Source organism: Acinetobacter sp. G18, assembly GCF_052660225.1.
Map to the genome: position 1 here is coordinate 231,402 of NZ_CP109658.1, position 23,817 is coordinate 255,218.

The window sequence follows — 23,817 nt, forward strand, 5'->3', positions numbered from 1 at the left end:
ATTTATTAATATGGAAAAATCTTTAATTCAGCGTAGGTACGCCTGCTTCACGTAAGCATTGAAGCAAGACGCCAAAAGCCATCACCATATCTTTTTCATTTACACAAGCGAAGCCCATGAGCAATCCACGTTCTGCATGTGCATGCGACTGCATGTAGTACTGAGACAGTGGTCGAACTTTAACACCACGTTCAAGCGCAGTCGCCGCAATCGCGACATCATCGCAAGCGTTCGGTAGTTTTAAAACCAGATGTAACCCTGCGGCCTCATCATATTCATGAATAAATTCGGGGCCAAGGTAGCGTTGAATTAAGCTCACCAAGTAGTCGCGGCGCTTGCCATAGAGTAGGCGCATACGGCGAATATGCGCTTCGTAATGGCCTTCACGAATAAATTCAGCTAAGGCTTTTTGCTCAAGCAAATGGCCCCCACGGTAAAGCTCGGCTGCCACAATACGTAGTGGTGAAAAAAGTGGTTTAGGTACGACCAAATAACCAATTCTTAAAGAGGGGTAAATGGTTTTACTAAACGTGCCCATGTACAGCACAGGCGCATCATTTTCTAAGCCTTGCAAAGACGGATACGGTTGACCTGAAAAACGAAACTCACTGTCATAGTCATCTTCTACAATCCAGCTATTATGCTGGCGTGCAATTTCAATCAGTTTGCGTCGTCGATCTAGACTTAAATGTGAACCCAGCGGATATTGATGTGATGGTGTGACAAAAATGAGTTTAGGCGGCTTTGCCGGATTTTCTTCAGGAATAATACCTTCAGCATCGACAGGCATCGGTTGAATATCGAGACCATTAATTCGTAAGGTATTACGCATTCCCCAATAAGCGGGATCTTCAAGCCAGATTCGATCACCAATATCACTCAGTGCACGCGAGACTAAATCAATCGCTTGGTGAATGCCTTCGGTAATAATAATCTGGTCTGCATCGCACTGAACCGAACGTGCAACACGTAAGTAATCTGCCAACGCACTTCGAAGCTCGATACAGCCACCAGCGTTGCTATAAATCAGGCGGTTAATGTCCGGTTCTCGGCTTAGGCGTGCTTGAATACGACTAAAAATATGATGTGGAAACTCAGTCACATCGGGCGCTCCTGGCACAAAAGCTCCCCATTGGTGTGGCGACGCTGCTGCATAGCCTAATAAGTTAGAACCACGCTGCGAAAGGGCATAAGAGCTTTGAACTTTCGGGCTTGAAACTGCTTTTTTCTTATTTTGAGTATTTAAAAAACTCTCTGGTAATTTTTCGGCAACCCATGTGCCATGACCTGTACGGGCTTCTAAGTAGCCTTCAGCTTGTAGCTGTTCATAGGCGGTAAGCACTGTATTTCTAGAAACATGAATTTCACTGGCTAAGTCGCGTGACGCAGGTAGACGAGTCTTGGGCTGGATGACTCCATCAATAATGGCACCACGCAGGCAACGGAAAAGGCGTTGATGTAGTTTCCCTTCAGTGTCCTGTTGGAGTCGTTGTAGCAAATGATCTCCAAGTAAACTACGCAATTGGCTCTCTCCTACAGTTAAAAAGTGGCTCTCGTCAGTTGGCGTCAGACGAGCGAAATTACATGTATAGGCAGTCGTTGTAAAGCACCCTGAAAATTAAGCACAGGATGCAAGAAACCAAAGCTGCAACTGATGATGAAAATATGAGGGAATCAAATGGATAATCAACATTCTGCACTTAACGCACGTAAACAGCAAGCAACTCCACGTGGTGTAGGCGTGATGTGTCAGTGGTATGCGGAAAAAGCTGAAAATGCCACGCTTTGGGACAAGGAAGGCAACCAATTTATCGACTTTGCTGGTGGTATCGCGGTTTTAAACACAGGCCATCGCCACCCTAAAGTGATTGCAGCAGTAACTGAACAACTTACTAAATTTACGCACACTGCCTATCAAGTAACACCTTATGAAAGCTATGTGGCTTTGGCTGAACGTATTAATGAGCGTGCGCCAATTGCTGGTCCTGCGAAGTCAGCGTTTTTCACTACAGGTGCAGAAGCAGTTGAAAATGCGGTGAAGATTGCTCGCTCTTATACAGGTCGTCACGGCATTATTACTTTTGGTAACGGTTTCCACGGTCGTTCGTTTATGACTATGGCAATGACAGGTAAAACCGCACCTTACAAACGTGATTTTGGTGTAATGCCAGCGGGTGTGTTCCACGCACGTTACCCTGTACCTGCTAAAGGTATTTCTGTAGACGCAGCAATTGAAAGCGTTGAAGATATTTTCAGTGAAGATATTGCACCACATGATGTTGCAGCAATCGTACTTGAGCCAGTGCAAGGTGAAGGCGGTTTCAATGTAGTACCAGCTGAGTTCTTAAAACGTTTACGCGCAATTTGCGATAAGCACGGCATTTTACTTGTAGCTGACGAAGTGCAATCTGGTTTTGCGCGTACTGGTAAATTGTTTGCAATGAACTATTACGAGACTAAAGCAGACCTTATCACGATGGCGAAAAGCTTGGGCGGTGGTTTCCCTATTTCGGGTGTTGTAGGCCGTGCAGAAGTGATGGATGCACCAAACCCAGGTGGTCTAGGCGGTACTTACGCAGGTAGCCCGATTGCGGTTGCAGCTGCGCACGCGGTAATTGATGCGATTGAAGAAGAAAACTTATGCGACCGTGCAAATGAATTAGGTGCTGAGTTAGTCGCTACCCTTAAAGATATTCAGCAAGCAACAGGCGACGTCGTAACTGATATTCGTGCTTTAGGTTCAATGGTTGCAGTAGAGCTTGAAACGGCTGAACAAGCAAAAGTTGTACAAAACTATGCAATGGAAAACGGGTTGTTACTTCTTACTTGTGGTAAATACGGTAATGTAATTCGTTTCTTATATCCATTAACCATTCCTGCTGAGCAATTCCGTCAAGGTCTTGATATTTTGAAACAAGGTTTTGCGACACTCAAAGCAGGTAGTGCAAAAGCAATGGAGCAATCTGCATGATTCAAAATAATTTGCAGTATTTATTAAAACATCCTGATATTGCATTAGAAGCACCTGCATCAAATGACTATATCGAGGTGAATGATGCTGCTACGGGTGAAACTTTGGCATGGGTGAAAACCTATGACCGCGCAGGGGTTGAAGCCGCAATTAACCGTTCGGCAAAAGCGCAGGCTGCTTGGAAAAAGCAAACTGCCTTGGCGCGTGCTGATGTGCTATTGGCATGGTACAACCTCATGCTTGAGCACAAAGAAAATTTAGCTCAAATTTTAACAGCTGAGCAAGGTAAACCATTGGCAGAAGCACGTGGTGAAATTGGTTATGCAGCATCGTTCATACGCTGGTTTGCTGAGCAAGCGCGACGTATTGATGGTGAAGTCTTAACACCTACGTTACCAAACCAACGTTTGCTCGTGATTAAACAAGCAATTGGTGTTACTGCTGCCATTACGCCGTGGAACTTCCCAGCTGCCATGATTACGCGTAAAGCAGGTCCAGCGATTGCTGCGGGTTGTTCAATGTTGGTTAAACCAGCAGAACAAACACCGTTAACTGCCTATGCACTTGAAGTATTGGCTTTACAGGCAGGCTTACCAGCCGATGTTTTAATTAACATTAGTGGTGATGCGGTTGAAGTCGGTAAAACACTATGCGAAAGCGATATTGTTCGTAAGTTAAGCTTTACAGGTTCAACCCAAGTGGGTCGTATCTTGATGCAACAATGTGCGCCAACTATTAAAAAGCTTTCACTTGAACTCGGTGGTAATGCACCAGTTGTGGTATTTGACGATGCCAATCTTGAACAAGCTGTTCAGGGCATTATGGCAAGTAAATATCGTAACAGCGGTCAGACTTGTGTTTGTGCTAACCGTATTTATGTTCAAGACGGTATTTACGATGCGCTGGCAGACCGTTTGGTTGAAGCTGTGTCTAAGCTGAAAGTTGGCGATGGCCGTCAAGAAGGTTCAACTCAAGGACCTTTAATTGATGAAGATGCGATTGCAAAAGTTCAGTCTCATATTGCAGATGCAACTGAGAAAGGTGCAACCGTTCGTATTGGTGGTCAGCGTTCGGCACTTGGCGGTACATTCTTTGAACCGACTGTGTTAACTGGCGTAACGCAAGACATGAAAGTGTCTAAAGAAGAAACCTTTGGTCCGCTTGCACCGCTATTCCGCTTTAAAACTGAAGATGAAGCAGTGGCAATGGCGAACGATACCGAGTTTGGTTTAGCTGCTTATTTATTTACTCAAAGCACAGCTCGTCAATGGCGAGTGGGTGAAGCACTTGAGTATGGAATGGTCGGCATTAACACGGGTGCAATTTCAAATGAAGTTGCTCCGTTTGGTGGCGTAAAACAATCAGGTCTAGGCCGTGAAGGTTCAAAATTCGGCATCGAAGAATATGTCGAAATGAAATACCTCTGCGTAGACTTATCTGAGTAAGGAACAAAGCGGGTTCGTTTTGTTCTGAACGAAAACATGCAGTTATGCTGTATGTGATGTTTCACAAAAACCGGTCATGCCCATTCATGACCGGTTTTTTTATTTAAGTCGGTAGATATCCTTCATGGCTTTCGGGTAAACGCCTGAGTTCTTCAATCAGTGTTTCAATGAGTTTTTCGACCACCAGACGTTGGCCTTTTCTAGACACATAAACCAGTTGTAGCATGCCAATATTCGACTTCCAGTCAGGAAGAATATGCACAAGTGTGCCTTTACGAATTTCAGATTCGACAGTTAAAAAGGGAAGATCGGCAATGCCTAAACCATCCATCACAGCATAGTAAACACCTGCCAAGTCATTACTTTTGATTCGTGGTTGGTAAGGCACATCAACCGATTCACCATTTCGAATATTGCATAAATGCCAAATATAATTTTGCTTTTGCGTGCCTAAGCTAATACTTGGAAAGTCTTGTAATTCAGAATAATGCTCAATGGTTCGGCCTTGTAGTAATTCAGGCGAAGCCACTAGACAGTGGTCGGTTTTAATTACATCCCGAACAATTAAATTTGAATCTTCATTGGGTTCGAAATTGGTTCGAATCGCAAGATCGATGTCATCATGCAAAATATCTACTCGACGGCTCGTTAGCTCAAGCGATATTTCAACTTTAGGATAAGTTTTTAAAAACTGATTTAAAATTTTTCGAATTTGAAAATGCATCATTAAAGGTGGGCAGCTGACTTTTACTACTCCTTGAGGCTCACTTTTTTGCTTTAACAAAACGTTTTCTGCGCATTCAACTTGGGCAATAACTTTGCAGCATTCCTCATAAAACTCTTGGCCTAAATCTGTCACTTTAAAATGGCGAGTTGTTCTTTGAATGAGGCTAACGTTAAATTTATTTTCAAGGTCAATAATGCGTCGGCTGAGTTTGGACTTACTAATATTTTCAGCTTCACTGGCCGCACTAAAGCCGCCGTGTTTTACGACTAAATAGAAATAATAAAAATCATCAAAAGAGCTTATCAATGTCCGATCAATCCATTTAAATTTAAGATTAGAGCGCTTAAGCACTCTAATCTTGTCAATAGAACTTATTTTTGTGAGGTATTAAAGCTATAGCTTGTCATTAGGTTGCGGTAATCAGGAATATGATTTGAGAAGAGAGCACCTAAGCCTTCTACGTCATTACGCCAGTCACGGTGTAACTCACATGCCATGCCAAACCAAGTCATCAGCTGAGCACCTGCTTTTGACATACGGTCCCAAGCAGCATCACGTGTTAATTCATTGAAAGTACCAGAAGCATCGGTAATCACAAACACTTCAAAGCCTTCAGCGAGTGCAGATAAAGCTGGGAATGCCACACAAACCTCAGTGACTACACCAGCAATAATCAGTTGTTTTTTACCTGTCGCTTTAACTGCTTTTACGAAGTCTTCATTGTCCCAAGCGTTGATTTGACCAGGGCGTGGAATAAATGGTGCATCTGGGAAAAGTTCTTTTAATTCTGGAACTAAAGGACCGTTTGGACCATTTTCAAAACTGGTCGTTAAAATAGTCGGTAAATTAAAATATTTTGCTGCATCTGCAAGCGCTAATACGTTATTTTTAAATTTATCTGGTTCGATATCTCGAACTAAAGAAAGTAAACCAGCTTGGTGGTCAACTAAAAGAACCGCAGCATTATCCTTGTCTAAACGGACGTAATCTTGAGCCATTTTTATATCCTCATGTTATCAAAATGAATAATTAAAAATTATTAAGTAGGTCGTTAGTGCCTAAAATTATGCTAGTTGAGTTTGTTGTCGTGATTAAGTCTAAAAAATAGGATTAAGAATTTTAAAAATAGGACGATCTTTTGAAGCGTACCTCAAACTTTAAGATTGTCTCATATATGAAATAATGTGTTGCTAAACCTGATCTATAAACTGCAATTATTGAGGCGTAAAATCAATCCCAGTTCAAGAAAATCCTACATATATAGGAGAGATCAGATGAAGAAATTTCTTGGTGCATATCAAAATAACCACATGCATTGGGTTGGTGATGGTTTCCCTGTATATAACCTGTTCTCTTATGACCGTTTAGGCCAAACCCTAAGCCCATTTTTGTTACTGGATTATGCAGCGCCTTATAACTTCTCACCAACCACCGAACAACAAGGTGTCGGGTCGCATCCTCACCGTGGCTTTGAAACCGTGACGATTGCCTACCAAGGTGAAGTAACACACAAAGACTCAAGCGGCGGCGGCGGAACCATTAAAACGGGTGACGTACAATGGATGACTGCAGGTGCAGGCGTGTTACATGAAGAGTTCCATTCTCCTGAATTTGCAGAGCATGGTGGTCTGTTTGAAATGGTGCAATTGTGGGTAAATTTACCTGCTCATTCAAAAATGACCCCTGGAAAATACCAAGCAATTGAAGCGAAAGAAATTCCAGACATCGCGTTAGATGAGCACGGTAGTCATTTACGTGTGATTGCGGGTGAATATGCAGATTCAAAAGGTGCCGCAACGACCTTTAGCCCATTAAACGTATGGGATGGTAAGTTAGTCAAAGGCCAAAAACACACCCTTTATGTGCCTGAAGGACATACTACACTTGTTGTTGTTTTAGATGGTGCAGTGGTCATTAATGATACCAACCGTCTTGAAGGTAAAACCGTTGCGATTTTATCTCGTGAAGGTGTTGAGTTTAGTTTAAATGCCGAAGAAGACACTAAATTCCTAGTGTTGACTGGCCAACCACTGAATGAACCAATCGAAGGTTATGGCCCATTTGTGATGAATACCAAAGCCGAGATTATGGAAGCGATTAATGATTTTAATCGTGGAAAATTTGGTTCTCTCATGCAAGAAGCATAAATTGTTTATTTGAGCTTAATTAGCTATTCAAGCAAAGTAATAAAAAGCCCGCTATCAAGTGTGAATAGCGGGCTTTTTCGCTGTAAAGTTTCTATTTTTATGATAGATATCATTATTGTTTGGGCATTGTTTTATGTGACTTGGTTCTCATTGTTGTGGTGGCATGATATCGCAAAATGAGTGTTTTGTAAAATATTTGATATAAATTTAGTTAAATTATCTCATTTTATTTAAAAGAATTTTTTTTAAATTTTTAAAAAATATAAAGTTTTATCGACTTATTTTCTTTTGTAAATTTTTATAAATAAATTTGCATTCATCAGAGAAAATTTTTCTGTATAAATTCATGTAAAAAATAAAAATCTGGTAGTTTTTAATACGGTGTTTTTTTTAGGTATGAGTGATAATCAAAAAAATTCTCGAAAAATGGGACATCATTTTGGATATCGCAATTATTGGTAGTGGAATGGCAGGACTTGCAGCAGCAAGAATTCTGAAAGATGCAGGACATACAATCACGATATTTGAAGCACTTCCTGGCCGGGGAATGGATAGCCACAGCATTGAGTTCGATGGTGGGATTATTGATGCGCCATTGCGTGTTATGAACCCGCATCTATGGAAAAATACACTCAGCCTTGCTGCACATTTAGGTATTAAAACTTTTCCAGTTCGTACCTATATGTCTTGTAGCTGGTTATTTGAAGATCGTACTGAAACATGGTTAACCACATCTCGTAGCCGTATTGGTAATTTCCCGATTATCAATAACCGTAAAGGCATCCAGCAGTATGGCTGGCGTCTTGTGAAAGGGATGTTGCAATTAAAAACTGCGATCCACCAGTTTTTCAAATCTAAAAATCAAGATATTACTCTCGCTGAATTTATTAATCAGAACGACATAGAAGAAGTATTCTGGCACGGTGTTGTGATGCCAGTGCTCTATACCATTTGTACATGTAACCCAAAAACAATTGGTGACTGGCCTGCAAAAAACCTTCTTGAGTTTTTGCGTCATTTAACTGATGGCGACATGCTATTGCGTATGAAAGGCGGTACACCTGCATTTGTAGACAGCTTAATTAAAGGCATCGATATCCATAGTGGTTCGGCAATTAAGAAAGTTGAGCAACAAGGCGAAAAAGTACTGGTTGAAAATGCGCAAGGCGATAAGGGCACATATGACCGCGTTATTGTGGCGACACCAACATCTAAGATTGAAGAGTTCTTAAACCCTGAGCAGTTTGCAGATGATATGAATCTGCTTAAACAGTTCCGTTTTGAGCAAGGTGACTTAGTTATTCATACAGACGCGACAGTCATGCCGCCACGCCGTAAAGACTGGTCAGTGCTGAGCTATATGATGGACCGTAAGTTTACTCGTCAGCAGTTTACGGTTTGGATGAATGCGGTTGAGCCATCACTTGTAGGTAAAAATCCTGTATTCCAAACTTGGCGTCCAGTGACTGATATTGACCCTAAAAAAATCATTTCAAAAGTGACCTTAACGCGTGCAGTTGTAGACTCGCAAACCATTGCTCTAAACAAAGAGTTACAGCAACGTCATTTAGAACCAAATCGTAAAGTATTTTACTGTGGTTCATGGTCATGTGATGGCTTGCCAATTTTAGAGTCAGCCGTGACTTCTGCAATGCACATTGCTGAAATTTTAGGTGCTCCTTTACCATTTGTAGGTTTAAAACCTCAGGTTGAAGTTGCCCCAGAACTCGGTTACTAAAATTGTGAAAACAAAAGTTCGAGCAGCTCTTTCTCGACTCATTCCTCATAAATATGCAATTGATGCATCAAGTTTGGGGGATGATGGAGAGCTAGCTTGGACAAATTTGGGTTTTTGGAAAAATACCCAAAACTACCCTGAAGCTTGTCGCCAATTGGCCGACCATTTGGCACAAGCTGTCAATTTAAATTCAAAAGATTATTTACTCGATTTAGGCTGTGGACAGGGCGCGAGTTTATTGCACTGGTTACAACACTATCAGCCCAAAAGTATGAGTGCCGTTGAGCTACAAGCTCAATGTGTGAATAAAATTCAAAAACTTATTCCTGAAATAAGCCAGATTTTTTGTGGTTCATTTTTAAATTTAAAACAATTTAAATTCAAACAACCATTCGATGTGGTGTTGTGTATTGATGCGGCTTATCACAGTCATTTAAATTCATTTCTAGATTCGGTCACCCCAGTTTTAAATTCAAAAGGTCGATTAGGTTTTCATTACTTAATGCGTGCAGAGTCATGCCAAAACATGACCATGCTACAAGAACAAAAGCATCGTTATTTACTCAAAGCAGCCGATGTCACTTGGGATGCGGTACCAACTGAACAAACTATAAGAACGACTTTGCAACAGCAAGGTTATGCAGATATTCAAATTGAAGATTTATCCGAACAAGTATTATTAGGTTTTTCAGAGTATATTCAAAAACAGCAAGGACAATTTCAGAGCCGAGGGTTGGCAAATTTTAAAATTCAAATGACTGCAAAGTTATGCCAGCAACTCTACCAAAGTGGATATGTCCGTTATATTCAAATAACAGCAATAAAAAAATAGGAGGAGCCATGTCAGCCAAATATCAAGGATCGTGTTTATGTGGAGCTGTGAGCTATCAAAGTGAAGCAGCGCCACGTTATAGCTTTAATTGCCATTGTCGAGATTGCCAAAAAGCCACAGGTTCAGCATATGCACCAATTGCTTTTTTTCACCAATCTGAATTGAAAGTAAGTGGCGAGCTTAAATATTTTGAGACCGTAGGTTCTTCTGGCCGTTCCATTAAAAGAGCGTTTTGCCCGACATGTGGTTCTCAGCTTTTTGGCTTACCTGAAATTGCCCCTGAAATGATTTCAATACGTGCAGGTACGCTTGATGACCCGAGTCTCTATCAGCCTAGAGCAGAGGTGTTTGTGAGCCAAGCCTACGCTTGGGATACGTTGAACCCAAACCTTAAACACTTTGAAAAAATGATAGAGAAGAGTAAGAAATAAGGCTTAATTAAAAAAACCAAATATTGCCAAAGCACAGATTAAAGTAAAACTGCCAAAGGCTAAAAATAATATAGTTTTTCTAAATTTTAGCTGAGGCATTTTACTTACAATGATAATAAGGCATGCAAGTATGATCACTAAAGGTTGAAAAAGATTTGATGGTAGAGTAGACATCTCGTTCCTTGTTATTTTTAAATATATTTTAGAAGTAAATTAATAGATTCATTATAGTGTTTTCTTATTTAATTGATGAACTGAACTTCTTCATAAATTCATATTTTCTTTTTTTATTTTCAAATATAGGCAAATTAAGCTTTAAATTTAAAAGCACTATGTACGCTTTTTCGTACATACATTCGGGAAATTGGCGTCTTTTTATGACGCGATGAATTGCCTATGATGAACTCATCAGGAACAGGAAGTTCCGAAACGTAAAACAACAATAATAAGTTTAAGCATCAGGACGTGAGGTATTACAGGATGTATACCTAGTAACGAAATACGAAAAAAGCCCAACAGGATGTTGGGCTTTTTTTCATTTCTTATTAAAGAATTTATTTCACACTGAGGATAATAGATTCACAAGCCAGAATATAAAACCTACAGACAACAAAAAACCCCATAAATCAAATATTCATGAGGTTTAATGATGGTGCCGGCACACGGATTCGAACTGTGGACCTACTGATTACAAGTCAGTTGCTCTACCAACTGAGCTATGCCGGCAATGTGGAGTGAATTTTACAGTTTCTTAAAAAAAATACAAGCCAAAAAATGAGCATTTGAATTTTTTCTATCAATTTTTAAGCGCTTATGCGTTTGAGCTTTAAAAATGGCCTAAGGTTTCAACATATAAATAAAAGAATCAACACGTTCACCACTATTTAAAGTGACTTGAACAGGTACTCTTTCGTACTCTTCACCTTCAAAGTCATCCAGTAATTTCCAATTTGCATCTAGATGTTCCGAGCTAAAAACAAAGCCTTGCACTTGGTTAGCACTATCATCGAGTACAATTCCCGGATAGCCTAAATCCGCGCCCCAACCTTCATTACGTAGGGTTCCGTTTACCCAACCTTCCGACCATTGTCCGCCAATATTTTCAAGTATATGGGCATTAGGACGGCCGGGACCTAAAGTGCCATAAACAAATAAATTCGACATGTGAATTTCCTTTCATGTATCAATTAATACGCTTTTGCGTGTTTTGTATAAATTACTAAAAATATTCCAAGTAATGACAGTACTACCGTTAAGCCTACAATGGCGTTCCAGCCGCCGTGTAACCAAAACCAACCACCTGCCGAACCGACAATACTTGATCCCATATAGTAAAACAGCAAGTAAAGCGAACTGGCATGAGCTTTGGCTTGTTTGCTTTCGGCACCAACTGAACTACTGGTAAGTGAATGGGTAATAAAGAAACCCGTGGTAATAAATGCAATGCCAATAATAATGCCGAAAAGAGAGCTGAGCAGGGTCATGAGGCTACCCACAATCATGAGCGCAAAGCCACTCATCATCATGGTTTTTTTACCAAAGCGATCGGCTAATCCACCTGCCAATGATGAAGACACCATCCCAAAGCTATATGACAAGAAAATAAGGCTAATTTGAGTCTGACTCAGTGAATAAGGCGCGCCGCTTAAACGGAAAGTCGCGTAATTAAACAGAGTCACAAACACACTGGTGAGCAAGAAACCAATCGCAAACAGGCGTAATAATTTAATATTGCTTAAATGAGCACGCCACATTTGTATGTGAAAGCCTAAATTCAGCCCTTTTTTCTGCACAAAATTACGCGAAGCAGGCAGTAAGTTTAAAAAGGCAATTGAGCAAATAAAACAGATTGCCCCAAGTAAGCCTAAAGCGGTGCGCCATGAAAAATATTCAACCAAAATACCCATACCGACACGGCCCATCATGCCACCAAAGGCCGTACCTGCAATATACAACCCCATAGTTTTACCCAAGTGTTCAGGTGCAATTTCTTCAGCAATCCAAGCCATCGTCACTGCGGGTACACCACCGAGCAGCAAACCTTCTAATGCACGCGCCATCAGCAAACTGTGCCAGTTAGGGGTAAACATTGAGACAATATTTAAAATTGCTGCACAAAGCATGGATGTAAAGATTACACCACGACGACCAATCGCTTGTGAAAACGCGCTTGATAGCACAATCGAAATCGCTAAAAAGGCAGTCGTTAATGACAGTGCCAAAGAGCTACTCGCAGGACTAATCTGGAAACTTTGGCTAAATGCAGGCAACAGCGGCTGTACACAATAAATCAGTGAGAAACTGGCAAAACCTACGAGGAATAAGGCGAAACCTGCGTGTTTATAAGCTTTGGTTCCTTTGTGAATCCACTCGCGGGAAAGCAGAGAAGTCGCTTCAGTGTTTAAAGTGCTGGGTGTAGATGAAGAGCTCATATCATGACCATGACAGAAAGAAAGAGCAGTGCTTGGGGGCATGCTGCATCGATAAAATTCGATGAATTAAAATTAGCAATTTAGAAGGTATTTTTCTAATATATTTAACAATAGATCATAATACGTTTTATATATAGCAATGGAACTCAGACATATACGCTACTTTTTAGCAGTAGCAGAAGAAAAAAACTTTACCAGAGCTGCGCAGCGTTTAAACATGAGTCAGCCGCCTTTAAGCATGCAAATACGCGATTTAGAAGAAGAATTAGGCGCAGATTTATTTATTCGTTCACCACATGGAGTGGAGCTGACCGAAGCTGGGCTTGCCTTTTTAAATGCGATACAGCCAGTACAGCAGCGCGTAGAAGATGCAGCAAACCTTGTTAAACAAGTGGCAAATGGCGAAGTAGGTCAACTACGATTAGGGTTTACAGGTACTTCAATGCTGAACCCTCTCATTCCTAAATGCGTTCGCTATTTTCAGCAGCAATATCCGAAAGTAGATTTAAAGCTTGAAGAAGCCAATACCTTGTTGCTCATCGACCTATTGCTTGAAGACCGTTTAGATGTGGCAATTATTCGCTCACCCCGTAACATTCCAGATAGTCTCATTCTTCAAGAATTATTAGCAGAACCACTCATTGCGGCTTTGCCTTCCGAGTCTTTGAGTTTAGATGATTCAACGCAAGAAATTGATTTAACTACACTGCGAGAGCTTGATTTTATTGTCTCGCCACCATCCATTAGCGCAGGGCTTTTTGATGCGATTAAACAAGCCTGTCATGAGCGTGGCTTTGAACCGAAAATCGGACAAAACGCCCCGCAAATTGTGTCGATTTTATCGTTGGTGTCAGCAAACTTAGGGGTGTCTTTGGTACCTGAGTCGACTAAACAATTGCAAATACAGGGGGTGGCTTATCGCTCTTTAAAAGCACCTGTACCTACGGTGGGTTTAGGGCTTGCCTATAAAAAACATGCCCCTTCACAAATGGCGATTAACTTTGCCAGTGTGGTGCAAGTGGCTTGTCACCACGCCGATGAAATAGATGAAATTGGCTAGTTTGATTTCGGCACTTTATTCATTAAAAAGATGCCTGAAATAATGAAAATTGCTCCATATAAAAATGATAAAGTCGGCTGTTCATGAATGAAAACCCATGCCATAAGCGCTGCAAAAATAGGTTCGGAAAGCTCGGTGACTTGTACCTTTGCGGCACTCATATAAGACAACGCCTTGGTGGTACAGAAAAAGCCGAGTATGGTTGGCAGCACAGCTAAACCAATCAAACCTAAAACAATGTCAGTATTAAAATGAATACTATGCAAGTTTATTAAAAACGGAACGGCAAGATAAACGCTGCCAAAGAGCAATAAATACTTGGTAAGAAACAGCCCGCCGTTTAATTTGAACTTTTTAACTAAAACTGAAAATAGGCCATAACCCGTGCCAGCAATTGAGGCATTGATCAGCATTAAAAGGCTATTTTCACCTTTCCACGAAATGATACTAATACCAGCAACTGCTAATAATGTTCCAATAAGAGAGTGAATATAGATGCTTTCTTTTAAAATAAACCGACCAAAAAATAGGGCAGAAATAGCAGCCGAAGCCATGAGTACCACCACGACATTGGCGGCAGCACCGTGGTTATAGGCAATGGTTTCAAAAAAGAATAGCGAGAAAATCCCTAAAAAGGCACAGATGGCAATTTGAGTAAAAACACTGAGCTTGCTTGGCGTGCTACTGATGTAGGCAATCTTTTGGCTCACAGGCACTTTAAATAAAAACACGCTTAAAAAGAAAAACGCGATAATGGTTTTTAAAAAGGCAATGTCTTGTGGGTTTAAACCGCTATGCATGAGTAATTTACTAATCACACCAATAGAAGCATTTAAAGCTGCTGCACAAAGTGCAAATAGGGTTCCAATAACAAGATTATTCACTCTTATAATTATTCCTAAGTTTTACGCATGAAGTCTACAATATTTTTTGGATGAATATTCAACAAAAATAACCAATTAACGCTTGGTATTTTCAACGATTTATATTGAATTGATTTAATAAATTTTTATTTAAGACTAAAAGCATTGTAAGGGACTTTTGTTTCAAAGAATTGTGATTTATAAAACTTACTCATATTATATAATTAGTTAATTATTAAAGAATTTTAAAAATGATTAAATCTATTATTTCAGGTTGTGCGGTTCTTACACTTTCGGCTTTGGCGGTCACACATGCAGAGCTTTCTTTTGCACAAGAATTACAACAAGGCTGTAATAAAGTGAAGCAATACGCGAGCTTAGGTAAGAAAAACTACGACCAAAAACAGTATAAAAAAGCGCTCGAAAACTTCCAAAGCCAAGCCTCTTGGACTGCATTTTGTAAAGCCAATGAAGATGAAACCACAGTTAAATTTACCGACCGTGATATTGAAGTTGCCAACAATAACGTGGGCTTAGCCTACGCCAAATTGGGTCAGCCACTGTGGGCGAGAGCATGGTTTATGCTCGATGAAAAATCAAAGTCGAGCCTGTTTAATCTTCAGCAGTTACCAGCCCCTAAAGCGTCAAATGACTTATCTGGTGAGTATGTGCGTTACTCAGGTTTTGGCGAGTGGGATCACATCACGGTAAGTCGTAAACAGGGCCAATATGCGATTGGCTATTCAGGTGTCTATATGGGACTTAGAAGCTTAATTTATGGCCCGAACATGGGTCAGTTCGATACCAAAATGCCGACCAATGCCAAACAAACCATTTATAAAGATGAAGACTGCCGTATTCAGCTCGACTTTAAAACCAATGCGAAATTAGGCAATTACATTCAAGTTAAACAAAACGAGGGCAACTCGGGCTGTGGCTTTGGACATAACGTTTATGCAGATGGCACTTATTTAAAAGTTGAGTCTGCAAAATAAGCTTAAAACTCTAGGAACTAAATAATGAAAAATATATTTGTACGTTTACTACTTCTTTCGACGGTTATTTTATCTGCTCAGGTTTATGCAGATGTAGCAAATACAACATGTAAAGAAGTGAAATTCCAAAAGGCCGATGAAGCGTGGAGTGGGCACTACTATTTACATGGTGTGATGGAAGTTGGTTCGGAACTTCTACTTCAGCCCGATGGCAAGTTTAAATGGATGCTTGCTGTGGGTGCTTTAGACCAATATGCCGAAGGTACATGGTGGAAAAACGGTGACTGTATTGGTTTAAAGCCAGAGGCTAAATTTAAAAAGGGTTTAAGTATTTTCCCTGAAAGCCTAACGATTTCAGATAAATCTTTAGAGGCGATCTGGGACGGTGGACGCCAACAAGGCACATATAGCAAAGACTAAATAAAAAAGTCCGACACTGAGTCGGACTTTTTTATGGCTTAGATATTAGTGGTTGACCGCAGCAAGTTGCTGAGCGTTATAGCGCGCGCCCATGTTTGGATATCTCGCAATAATCGCATCGATTTCTGCCAAATCTGCCGCTGTTAAATGAAGGTCTACAGCGCCCGCATTTTCCACAAGGCGTTCGATTTTACGCGTACCCGGAATTGGAATAATGTCGTCACCTTGCGCCAAAATCCAAGCCAAAGCCAGTTGAGCTGCTGTCGCGTTTTTGCTTTGGGCAAAGTCGCTAAATGCTTGCGCCAAGCTTTGGTTATTTTTCCAGTTATCGCCTTGATAGCGTGGCAACTGACGACGGAAATCGTTTTCGTCTAGGCTGCCCACATCAAGTGTATTGGTGATTAAACCACGCGATAACGGTGAATACGGGACAAGGCTAATACCTAACTCGCGAATGGTCTGTAAATGGGTTTGCTCAAACTCACGAGTAAGTAGCGAGTATTCATGCTGAACCGCTGCAATCGGGTGAATCGCATGCGCTTTACGAATGGTTTCCGCCGACGCTTCACTCAGTCCTAAATAACGCACTTTACCTTGTTTGACTAAGTCCGCCATTGCACCAATGGTGTCTTCAACTGGAATATTTGGGTCAATGCGATGCGCATAATACAAATCAATTACGTCTGTATTTAAGCGTTTTAAGCTGTTTTCGACCGCAACTTTAATCCACTTTGGAGAACCGTCGATATAAGACTCTAAAGAGTTTTGTGGGTTAAGGTTGTCTTCTTTATAACGGAAGCCAAATTTGGTCGCCAAGAACACTTTGTCACGGTGTTTTTCTAAAACTTTTGAAAGCAAAACTTCGTTTGCGCCGTTGCCGTACATGTCGGCGGTGTCCCAAAAGTTAATGCCGAGGTCTAATGCTTTTTCTAGAGTGGCAATGCTTTGTGTGTCGTCTGAGGCACCATAGGCAAAGCTCATTCCCATGCAACCTAAACCAAGTGCTGATACTTTTTCGCCTGTTTGTCCTAAAGTTCTATATTTCATTTTTCACACTCTTTTTGCAAAATCACTTGAGTAGAAAAACTATAAAATGCTTTGGCTCAAACTGACGTATAACATTCAAACCAATAATTATAAAATTCAAACAATCTGTTTTTAGGCTACACAGTCTTCGCGGAATTTTTTAGGCGAAAAGCCGGTATTTTTCTTAAAGAAGTTGGTGAAATATGCTGAATATTCAAAGCCTAAGCTATAAGCAATTTCAGAAATATTCCAACTGGTGTGTTGTAGCAGCGCTTTGGCTTCTTGCGTAATGCGCGAACTAATATGCTCGGAGGTGGTTTTGCCTGTGGCTTCTTTTACAGCTCGGTTTAAATGGTTTACATGCACCGACAAGCCATAGGCATAGTCATTTGCAGTTTTGAGTTTCAGCTGAAAATGGGGCGAGTCAATTGGGAACTGGCGTTCTAATAACTCAAAGAATAAATGGCAAATCCGAACCGCAGCATTACTATGTTTTTCAAACTGTTGGGTCGGTTGCATTTTCATGGCTTCATGCACAATCAGGTGCAAATAGTTTCTTAAAACGTTGTATTTATGAATATAGTCTGAATTTATTTCAGTCATCATCTTTTTGAAAATAAATGAAATTTCTTCAACTTGTTGGTCATTTAAAAAATACAGCGGGTCGCCGTCGACTTTAAACAGCGGTGAGTCTTTTAAAAAACTTTGTCTTGACTCTTGGTTTACAAACTCTTCGGTAAATAGACAAAACCAGCCTGCCTGTTCAGGCGAATTAATTTCCCATGCATAGGGAACCATGGGGTTTGAAAACAGTAAAGCAGGGCGGTCGACTCGTATCCAGCGGTTAGCGTAGTGAAGTTCACCTGTGCCTAAAACCAGTGAAATTTTATAATAATCGCGGCGGCTATAAGGCGTGAGGAACGAGCAGGCATCGCGTTGGAACACGTTAAAATGTCCAAACGAGGTCGATGGAACCGAGTAATCGCTATCTCTGGTTAAAGAAAAGCGGCGATAAAAATCATGTATGGTTTCCATGTCTTTGCCTGCATGCGTTATCAATTTATTTAAAGTTATAAAATTCAAACTTTATTTACTGTAGCTTTTATTTATAGCGCGATCAATCTGTTCATTTAAACAGGTTTGAAAATGAATAATTTTTATAAATACTCTGGGTAAGCAATGTAAGAGGACGCTACGCATTCGAAGCCCATTCTGCGGTAAAGCGTAACCGCTGGGGTGTTATCAACGTCGACAATTAAGTGGGCAACTCGTCCAGTTGCAACAATCCGATTCACTGCAAATTTTAAGATGCGCTCGGCAAAACCTTTTCGGCGATAAGCAGGGAAGGTATATGTGCCGCCAATAGAAACGAGTCGATCGGTTTCTATGCCTAAACGTACAACCGAAACGATTTGTTGATCTGCTTCAAGCACAATAATTTTTTGTTGTTGAATTAGAGATGCCCAATCAGGTGTTTCATTTACTGAGCGCTCATTATTGTATTGATGTTGATATTCGTTAAGGCGGGCAATATCCGAAATTTCAGCTAAGCGGCCTTGAGCTTCAGAAAATTGGCGTGAGCAGACCATGATCCATTGATCATACTCTCGTAAAATGCGTCCTTTTTGTTTTATCTCGGCATGTAATAAGTCTCGCCTGATGGCGGTGGTTACGATCCGACGCGGTTGAAGCTCTAAAATGGATTTGCATAGTAATGATCCAGATGATGCCTCTGAGGGAACCCAGAAGCAGGTGCCCCCAGCAAGAATGACCGCGACTCCTAATAGTTGCTCGGCGTTTTGTGGGGCATACAAACGTAAGAGTTGCCACTCGGCATTGGTAGCTTGTGTTTGATTAAGAAAGGCCATTGCTCCAATAGAATAATTGGACCGATCATCAAGCCACTGAAAGATAATTTGATATTCTTCTGAACTGGTGGGAGGTCCTTTTATTATCATTATTAATTACCTATTCAGATGATGAACTCAATCATAGTTCACTATCCTACATTTTTATTATCATGACATCGTTAAATTTAAGTTGAAGGTCTTTTTAGGTTAAATATCTAATTGAATAAACAACAATAATTATTTAACTAATTTCTATTCAACCTTACATTGACACTCAAAAACGTGCGGATTATCCTTTGCGTGCTGGCCTACATTGCCAGTGAGCTTTTGACAGAGCTGGAACAAAAGGCGCACAACAACGTATTATTTCGTTTTGTGCGTTCTCTTAAGTCACGCCTTTATGGTGAGGCTAGGAGGGGCACGCTTGCGTGCGCTGGTTTCCTTTTGTACCAGTCTGTCAACCCTTCTAGTCTTGCCACCATTATTTGACAGTAATTGGTAAGACTCTTCTAAATCAAAAGGAGTTCGCCATTATGCGTACTATTTCATCTCTCTCATTGGCAACCTTCGCCAAAATTTTTACATCTATATCGCACTGGTCTTTAAAACGGTTTAACCGACTCTAGGTCTTAAGCCATAGGTCACTACGACTAAAAAATCATAGCAACAATAAAACCCGAGATAGGCGAGCACACCATTTTTGTGCGGCTTTTGCACGCCTGTATTTAGCGCTCAATTTAAGAGTGACGGCATTTCTATCTCATTTATTTACAACAAAAAATTATTTTAAGCGGTATACATGAAAAATTTAGACGCTTCACGTAGGGCATTACACGTGATTGATACGGCAACAGATTTATTTAAACAATATGGCTTTAATAAGGTCGGGGTAGACCAAATTATTGCCGAATCTCAAATAAATAAAGGCACCTTTTACAACTACTTTCACTCTAAAGAAAGATTTATTGAAAGGTGTTTAGTCGCGCAAAAAGAGCAGTTACAAGAAAAAGTGAGTGTGGTGAGTGAGTTTTACCAAAATGCAGATTTGTCTGATCAACTCAGGCAAATTTACCTATTACATGCTGACTTAAAAAGCGCGTATTACCTGCTGTTTAAGGCGATTTTTGAAATTAAAAAGCTTTATCCAAATGCGTACCAAACCGCACTCAGATATAGGCGGTGGCTTAAAAATGAAATTTTTTGTTTGCTCATGGAAACCAAAAAAACAGTTTCCTATGCAGAGGCGGAGATATTTGTATTTATGATTGATGGCACAATTCTGGGCCTGTTAAGTTCAGATGAAGAAAGGGAAAGAGATGCTTTGCTTGAGTATTTTTTAAAAAGGGTTTGATGGGGGGAAGGCCCGACGGGAGTTGGGCCTATTTTTTAAAGTTTAATAGTGGTTAGCTATATCAATAGTTCAACAAGTTTTAAATTAATATAAAATTATAAAGACTATTTAATATAATAAATTATTTGAGTAGAATTTGATCATATAGACTTTAAATAAGCTTAAAAAATATTGAAGGAAAAAAATGAATTTTGATTTTAAAATACTAACTGACGAAGTATCTAGGGATGACTTATTTACAGATAAAACCCATGAAAAATCAGCTGATACTTTATTTAAAGTAATTAGTGCTTCCGAAAAAAATATTACTATAGGATTAGAAGGTGCTTGGGGAGCAGGAAAATCCACTGTAATAAATATGTTCAATCAAAAATTACAACAAGATAAGGATCAGAAAACATTATTTTTCTTGTTTGATGCATGGGCTCATAAGGATGACCCATTAAGAAAAATTTTTTTAGAGTCACTCATTGAAAATATAAAATTAGAAAATTCGGATAATAAACCTTTAGATAAAACTCATAAAGAAATTATTGGAAGAGTTAAAACCACTGATACTACAGTACATAAAACTGTTTCTCCTTTAGGTAAACGCTTAGCTTTTAGCGCGATGATCGTCCCTTTAGGTACTGTTTTAATAAGAACTGTAAAGGTTGAAGACTTGGGATTGTTTTTATTTCATAACACTATTAATTGGATGTTTTGCTTTAGTTTAATATTAGTTTTAGCTCCTATATTAGTTATGGTACATTGGTTTTTCATGGGGGAAGATCAAATTCCTGAACAGAAAGGATTTTTAATAGGTAAGAAAAAAAATTGGGATTTTTTTACAAAAGAATCAACTGAGGTTATAAAGCAAGAAACAACAGAATATGGAGAGAAAACCTCTATCGAATTTCAAAAATATTTCGATGAAATCATAAATATTGCATTTAAATCATACAATTATAAGCAAGTTATTATTGTAATTGACAATTTAGATAGAGTAGACCCAGAGCAGGCAAAAAGTGTTTGGTCTACCTTGCAAACGTTTTTTCAAGGTAGATCATTAACTACAAACAGTACTCAAAATAATAAAATAATATTTGTAGTACCTTATGATAAAGAGGGTTTCTCCGCTATTTGGTCAAAAGGAAAAAATGAATCTAATGATGATGGAATTGCTAGTTCATTTTTAGATAAATGTTTTCAAGTTCGTGTTGAAGTCCCACAGCCAATTAGTTCAGGGTGGTTAAATTATTGTGAACAGTGTATTAATCAAGCTTTAATTGGCTGGAGTAAAGAAAAAAAATTAGAAATTAAAGAAGAGTATTCTAAAGTTTTAACTTCAAAGAATATTATTCCTACACCTCGCCAAATTAGATCATGGGTTAACCAAGTAGGGATGAATGGTTATAAATGGAAAGACTCTGTTTCACCGAAAGCATTGGCATTATATTCATATGAAAGATTAAACCTTTCAGAGAAAATGCTGTTAAATGAATTACTAAACTCATCATCACAAATTTATAAATTTAATAATGATTTGAATCTAATCTATGAAATTGCTGGTTTACTATTCGGTGTAAGTACAGAAAGAGGGACAGAAATACTACTTAAAAATATGATTGAAAAGTGTTTTGAAGATATTGAGAAAAATAAAGGAAAATTAAAAGAAATTGTTGAAAAACATAAAGTCGTTTTTTGGTTATATTGGGATAATATAAAAACAAATATTTTTTTAAAATATAGCACTTTTGAGGATGGTGAAATAAATAATCTTACAGATTATGTTACTTCTGAATTAAGTGATTATGATATCAAAAATGATTTAAGAACAATATTCAGTATTTGGACAGGAACTTCAGAGAAAGAATGGAAGTTAAATAATGGTTGGGGTTATGCTGATACTCTGAATAGTTTAATTAGTAGTTTAGGAAAGGAAGATGCAGACACGGAGTGGTTAAAAATTTTTGTAAAAAAACTTTGTAGCCATGTTATTGGTGAGATAGATACACTAAGTAAATATACAATTGTTGAGTTGAGGAAGCTTTTAGATTTATTGATTTCCTATAATAAGCCAATTGATTCAGTAACTTATAATAAATTAAATAAAGAAAATTGGTCTAGATGGATTAAATTAGTTAATGAGTCTAATTTGATTTTTCCTGAAATTCTTCCAAACTCAACTGAATTTGATAATTGGCGAGAAACCATTTTTAATAATCCTACCCAATTGTTGAGTGAAGATTTCAGTTTGTTGATATCATCTTTAAATATTGTTAAAGAAGCGATTAAATGGCGTAACTTCATGGAAAAAATGTCAAACTTACTAGGTTCTTTAAATTATCAACAAAGAAGTTTAAATATTGATAAACTATACGAACTTAGTTATTTGCTTATATGTAAATTTGATAATAAAAAGTTAAAAGACTCTATAAAATCTTCAATATTTTTACAGACAGTTCAACAAGAGGATTTAAATTTAGTCCCATCCCTAAAATATCTTTTAGCGTTAGTATATGATGATGAAATAATAACAACTACAGATCTAATTAGAACTGAAATTAAAGAATATTGGTCTTCTGGGGATGATCAAAAGTTAAAAGAAACAGTAGAATTTTTTGGGAAAAATTCAAATTTAAAATTAATTAATCGTATGGCAAGAGATAGTGATAATAAATTAGCCCAGTATATTTTGGCTAAAAATTATATAGATGTAGCCTTTACATCAAATAGTGATGATTTTAGATTTATTGATGAGGTCTGTGAAAATATTAAAGATGAAGAGTTTAAGAAGAATTACATTGAAAGTTTATGTAATAATTCTTTAATTGATAATCAGCTGACTAACTTTCAAGAAAGTCCAATTGTTTATGCTGAATGTTTTAAATTGTTGCTGAGTTTTGGAACAAATGATGTTAAACAAAAAATATTATATGTGATTAAAAATATTTCTACTGCTTTATGGAAGGAAGATTTAAGAGAAGATAAAAAACTACTCAATTTATTTGAGCATGATTTAAATTTAGATCATAAGTTTTCAGAAGCTTTTGCTGATTGGCTAGCTTTTAGTATGCTTAATAAAGATGTTCATCAAGATAAAGTGTGGGCATTGTTTCATGTAATTGAGCGAAAAATTCTTGATAAGCAAAATGTTTACGGAAGTTTAAAAAAGATTTTCTTTGAGAACAATTCAATTCAATGGTCAAGTGAAAGTGTTCAATATGTATCAGAATTCTGGACAGATATAAGTGATATTGATGTTCAATACATTATTAACAAATTAAACCTTTGGATGGATTCTAAAGAATGGGAGCAAATCGAATGGCTAACGGAATTACTTGATGAAGTAAGTTTAAGAAGTGAAATATTAGAATCTAGAGTGAAAGAAAATATTGAGAATGAAGAAAACCCATCAGAGGTAAGACATATGCTTGAGTCTTTATTGAAGAAAATTGTTGTAGAACAAGTCACTAATAATTTATAAAGTTAAATAACCAATCTTAAAAGGCTTAAACTATTTAAATTTAAGCCTTTTAAGAAATTC

The 23,817-nt window shown here is 38.6% G+C and carries 20 protein-coding genes and 1 tRNA gene; 11 read left to right on the plus strand and 10 right to left on the minus strand.

Annotated features, from left to right (window positions below):
• Nucleotides 1-22 precede the first annotated feature (22 nt).
• Nucleotides 23-1,522: a MocR-like pyridoxine biosynthesis transcription factor PdxR gene (gene pdxR, locus NE363_RS01045; RefSeq protein WP_039252289.1), complete on the minus strand. Its 1,500-nt coding sequence runs from the start codon at nt 1,520-1,522 to the stop codon at nt 23-25.
• Nucleotides 1,523-1,678: 156 nt separating this feature from the next.
• On the opposite strand from pdxR, the gene gabT reads away from it, so the two are divergent.
• Both gabT and NE363_RS01055 read left to right on the plus strand, forming a co-directional pair.
• Nucleotides 1,679-2,971 (plus strand): 4-aminobutyrate--2-oxoglutarate transaminase, encoded by a 1,293-nt coding sequence (gabT, locus tag NE363_RS01050; protein WP_004705036.1) that lies wholly within the window; start codon nt 1,679-1,681, stop codon nt 2,969-2,971.
• On the plus strand, nt 2,968-4,416 hold the full coding sequence (locus NE363_RS01055; RefSeq protein ID WP_151750016.1) for an NAD-dependent succinate-semialdehyde dehydrogenase: 1,449 nt from the start codon (nt 2,968-2,970) through the stop codon (nt 4,414-4,416). Before gabT ends, NE363_RS01055 begins: the two co-directional genes overlap by 4 nt.
• A gap of 103 nt (nt 4,417-4,519) precedes the next feature.
• Here NE363_RS01055 and NE363_RS01060 read toward each other — a convergent pair whose 3' ends face one another.
• Nucleotides 4,520-5,494: a LysR substrate-binding domain-containing protein gene (locus NE363_RS01060; protein ID WP_134262569.1), complete on the minus strand. Its 975-nt coding sequence runs from the start codon at nt 5,492-5,494 to the stop codon at nt 4,520-4,522.
• 20 nt (nt 5,495-5,514) lie between these two features.
• On the minus strand, nt 5,515-6,141 hold the full coding sequence (ycaC, locus tag NE363_RS01065) for an isochorismate family cysteine hydrolase YcaC (protein ID WP_004705039.1): 627 nt from the start codon (nt 6,139-6,141) through the stop codon (nt 5,515-5,517).
• 276 nt (nt 6,142-6,417) lie between these two features.
• Between ycaC and NE363_RS01070 the strand changes: the two genes are divergently transcribed.
• From NE363_RS01070 to NE363_RS01085, 4 genes are all read left to right on the plus strand, one after another.
• A complete protein-coding gene (locus NE363_RS01070; protein ID WP_004705040.1) occupies nt 6,418-7,290 on the plus strand; it encodes a pirin family protein in 873 nt (290 codons plus the stop codon).
• Between the two features lie 439 nt (nt 7,291-7,729).
• Nucleotides 7,730-9,028, plus strand: coding sequence for an FAD-dependent oxidoreductase (locus NE363_RS01075; protein ID WP_031944570.1), 1,299 nt, complete (start codon nt 7,730-7,732; stop codon nt 9,026-9,028).
• A gap of 4 nt (nt 9,029-9,032) precedes the next feature.
• Nucleotides 9,033-9,860, plus strand: a complete 828-nt coding sequence (locus NE363_RS01080) for an SAM-dependent methyltransferase (protein WP_445535663.1) — start codon at nt 9,033-9,035, stop codon at nt 9,858-9,860.
• 8 nt (nt 9,861-9,868) lie between these two features.
• Complete coding sequence (locus tag NE363_RS01085) at nt 9,869-10,291, plus strand: GFA family protein (protein WP_445535664.1); 423 nt, start codon at nt 9,869-9,871, stop codon at nt 10,289-10,291.
• Between the two features lie 650 nt (nt 10,292-10,941).
• Here the strand turns inward: NE363_RS01085 and NE363_RS01090 are convergent.
• The 3 genes from NE363_RS01090 to sxtP form a co-directional block, all read right to left on the minus strand.
• Nucleotides 10,942-11,017, minus strand: a tRNA-Thr gene (locus NE363_RS01090).
• A gap of 111 nt (nt 11,018-11,128) precedes the next feature.
• Complete coding sequence (locus tag NE363_RS01095) at nt 11,129-11,455, minus strand: gamma-glutamylcyclotransferase family protein (RefSeq protein ID WP_445535665.1); 327 nt, start codon at nt 11,453-11,455, stop codon at nt 11,129-11,131.
• 23 nt (nt 11,456-11,478) lie between these two features.
• Nucleotides 11,479-12,723: a multidrug efflux MFS transporter SxtP gene (gene sxtP / locus NE363_RS01100; RefSeq protein WP_445535666.1), complete on the minus strand. Its 1,245-nt coding sequence runs from the start codon at nt 12,721-12,723 to the stop codon at nt 11,479-11,481.
• A 139-nt stretch (nt 12,724-12,862) separates the two neighbouring features.
• Here sxtP and sxtR point away from each other — a divergent pair, with 139 nt between their 5' ends.
• A complete protein-coding gene (sxtR, locus tag NE363_RS01105) occupies nt 12,863-13,783 on the plus strand; it encodes a multidrug efflux pump transcriptional activator SxtR (RefSeq protein ID WP_087606007.1) in 921 nt (306 codons plus the stop codon).
• Here sxtR and NE363_RS01110 read toward each other — a convergent pair.
• Nucleotides 13,780-14,667: a DMT family transporter gene (locus NE363_RS01110; RefSeq protein WP_419332167.1), complete on the minus strand. Its 888-nt coding sequence runs from the start codon at nt 14,665-14,667 to the stop codon at nt 13,780-13,782. The two genes, sxtR and NE363_RS01110, sit on opposite strands and share 4 nt — an antisense overlap.
• A gap of 230 nt (nt 14,668-14,897) precedes the next feature.
• On the opposite strand from NE363_RS01110, the gene NE363_RS01115 reads away from it, so the two are divergent.
• Together NE363_RS01115 and NE363_RS01120 are read left to right on the plus strand one after the other, a co-directional pair.
• Nucleotides 14,898-15,641 (plus strand): hypothetical protein, encoded by a 744-nt coding sequence (locus tag NE363_RS01115; protein ID WP_445535667.1) that lies wholly within the window; start codon nt 14,898-14,900, stop codon nt 15,639-15,641.
• A 24-nt stretch (nt 15,642-15,665) separates the two neighbouring features.
• On the plus strand, nt 15,666-16,061 hold the full coding sequence (locus NE363_RS01120; protein WP_445535668.1) for a hypothetical protein: 396 nt from the start codon (nt 15,666-15,668) through the stop codon (nt 16,059-16,061).
• A 45-nt stretch (nt 16,062-16,106) separates the two neighbouring features.
• Here the strand turns inward: NE363_RS01120 and NE363_RS01125 are convergent, their stop codons facing one another.
• The 3 genes from NE363_RS01125 to NE363_RS01135 all read right to left on the minus strand — a co-directional run bounded on the left by NE363_RS01125 (nt 16,107) and on the right by NE363_RS01135 (nt 19,045).
• Nucleotides 16,107-17,108 (minus strand): aldo/keto reductase, encoded by a 1,002-nt coding sequence (locus tag NE363_RS01125; protein ID WP_445535669.1) that lies wholly within the window; start codon nt 17,106-17,108, stop codon nt 16,107-16,109.
• Between the two features lie 111 nt (nt 17,109-17,219).
• Nucleotides 17,220-18,122, minus strand: coding sequence for a helix-turn-helix domain-containing protein (locus NE363_RS01130; RefSeq protein ID WP_002052189.1), 903 nt, complete (start codon nt 18,120-18,122; stop codon nt 17,220-17,222).
• 122 nt (nt 18,123-18,244) lie between these two features.
• A complete protein-coding gene (locus NE363_RS01135; protein ID WP_445535670.1) occupies nt 18,245-19,045 on the minus strand; it encodes a GNAT family N-acetyltransferase in 801 nt (266 codons plus the stop codon).
• 691 nt (nt 19,046-19,736) lie between these two features.
• On the opposite strand from NE363_RS01135, the gene NE363_RS01140 reads away from it, so the two are divergent.
• Both NE363_RS01140 and NE363_RS01145 read left to right on the plus strand, forming a co-directional pair.
• On the plus strand, nt 19,737-20,288 hold the full coding sequence (locus NE363_RS01140; protein ID WP_445535671.1) for a TetR/AcrR family transcriptional regulator: 552 nt from the start codon (nt 19,737-19,739) through the stop codon (nt 20,286-20,288).
• A 184-nt stretch (nt 20,289-20,472) separates the two neighbouring features.
• The gene (locus tag NE363_RS01145) at nt 20,473-23,757 is read left to right on the plus strand and encodes a P-loop NTPase fold protein (protein ID WP_445535672.1); all 3,285 of its coding nucleotides are present in this window, start codon (nt 20,473-20,475) and stop codon (nt 23,755-23,757) included.
• Nucleotides 23,758-23,817: the final 60 nt, after the last annotated feature.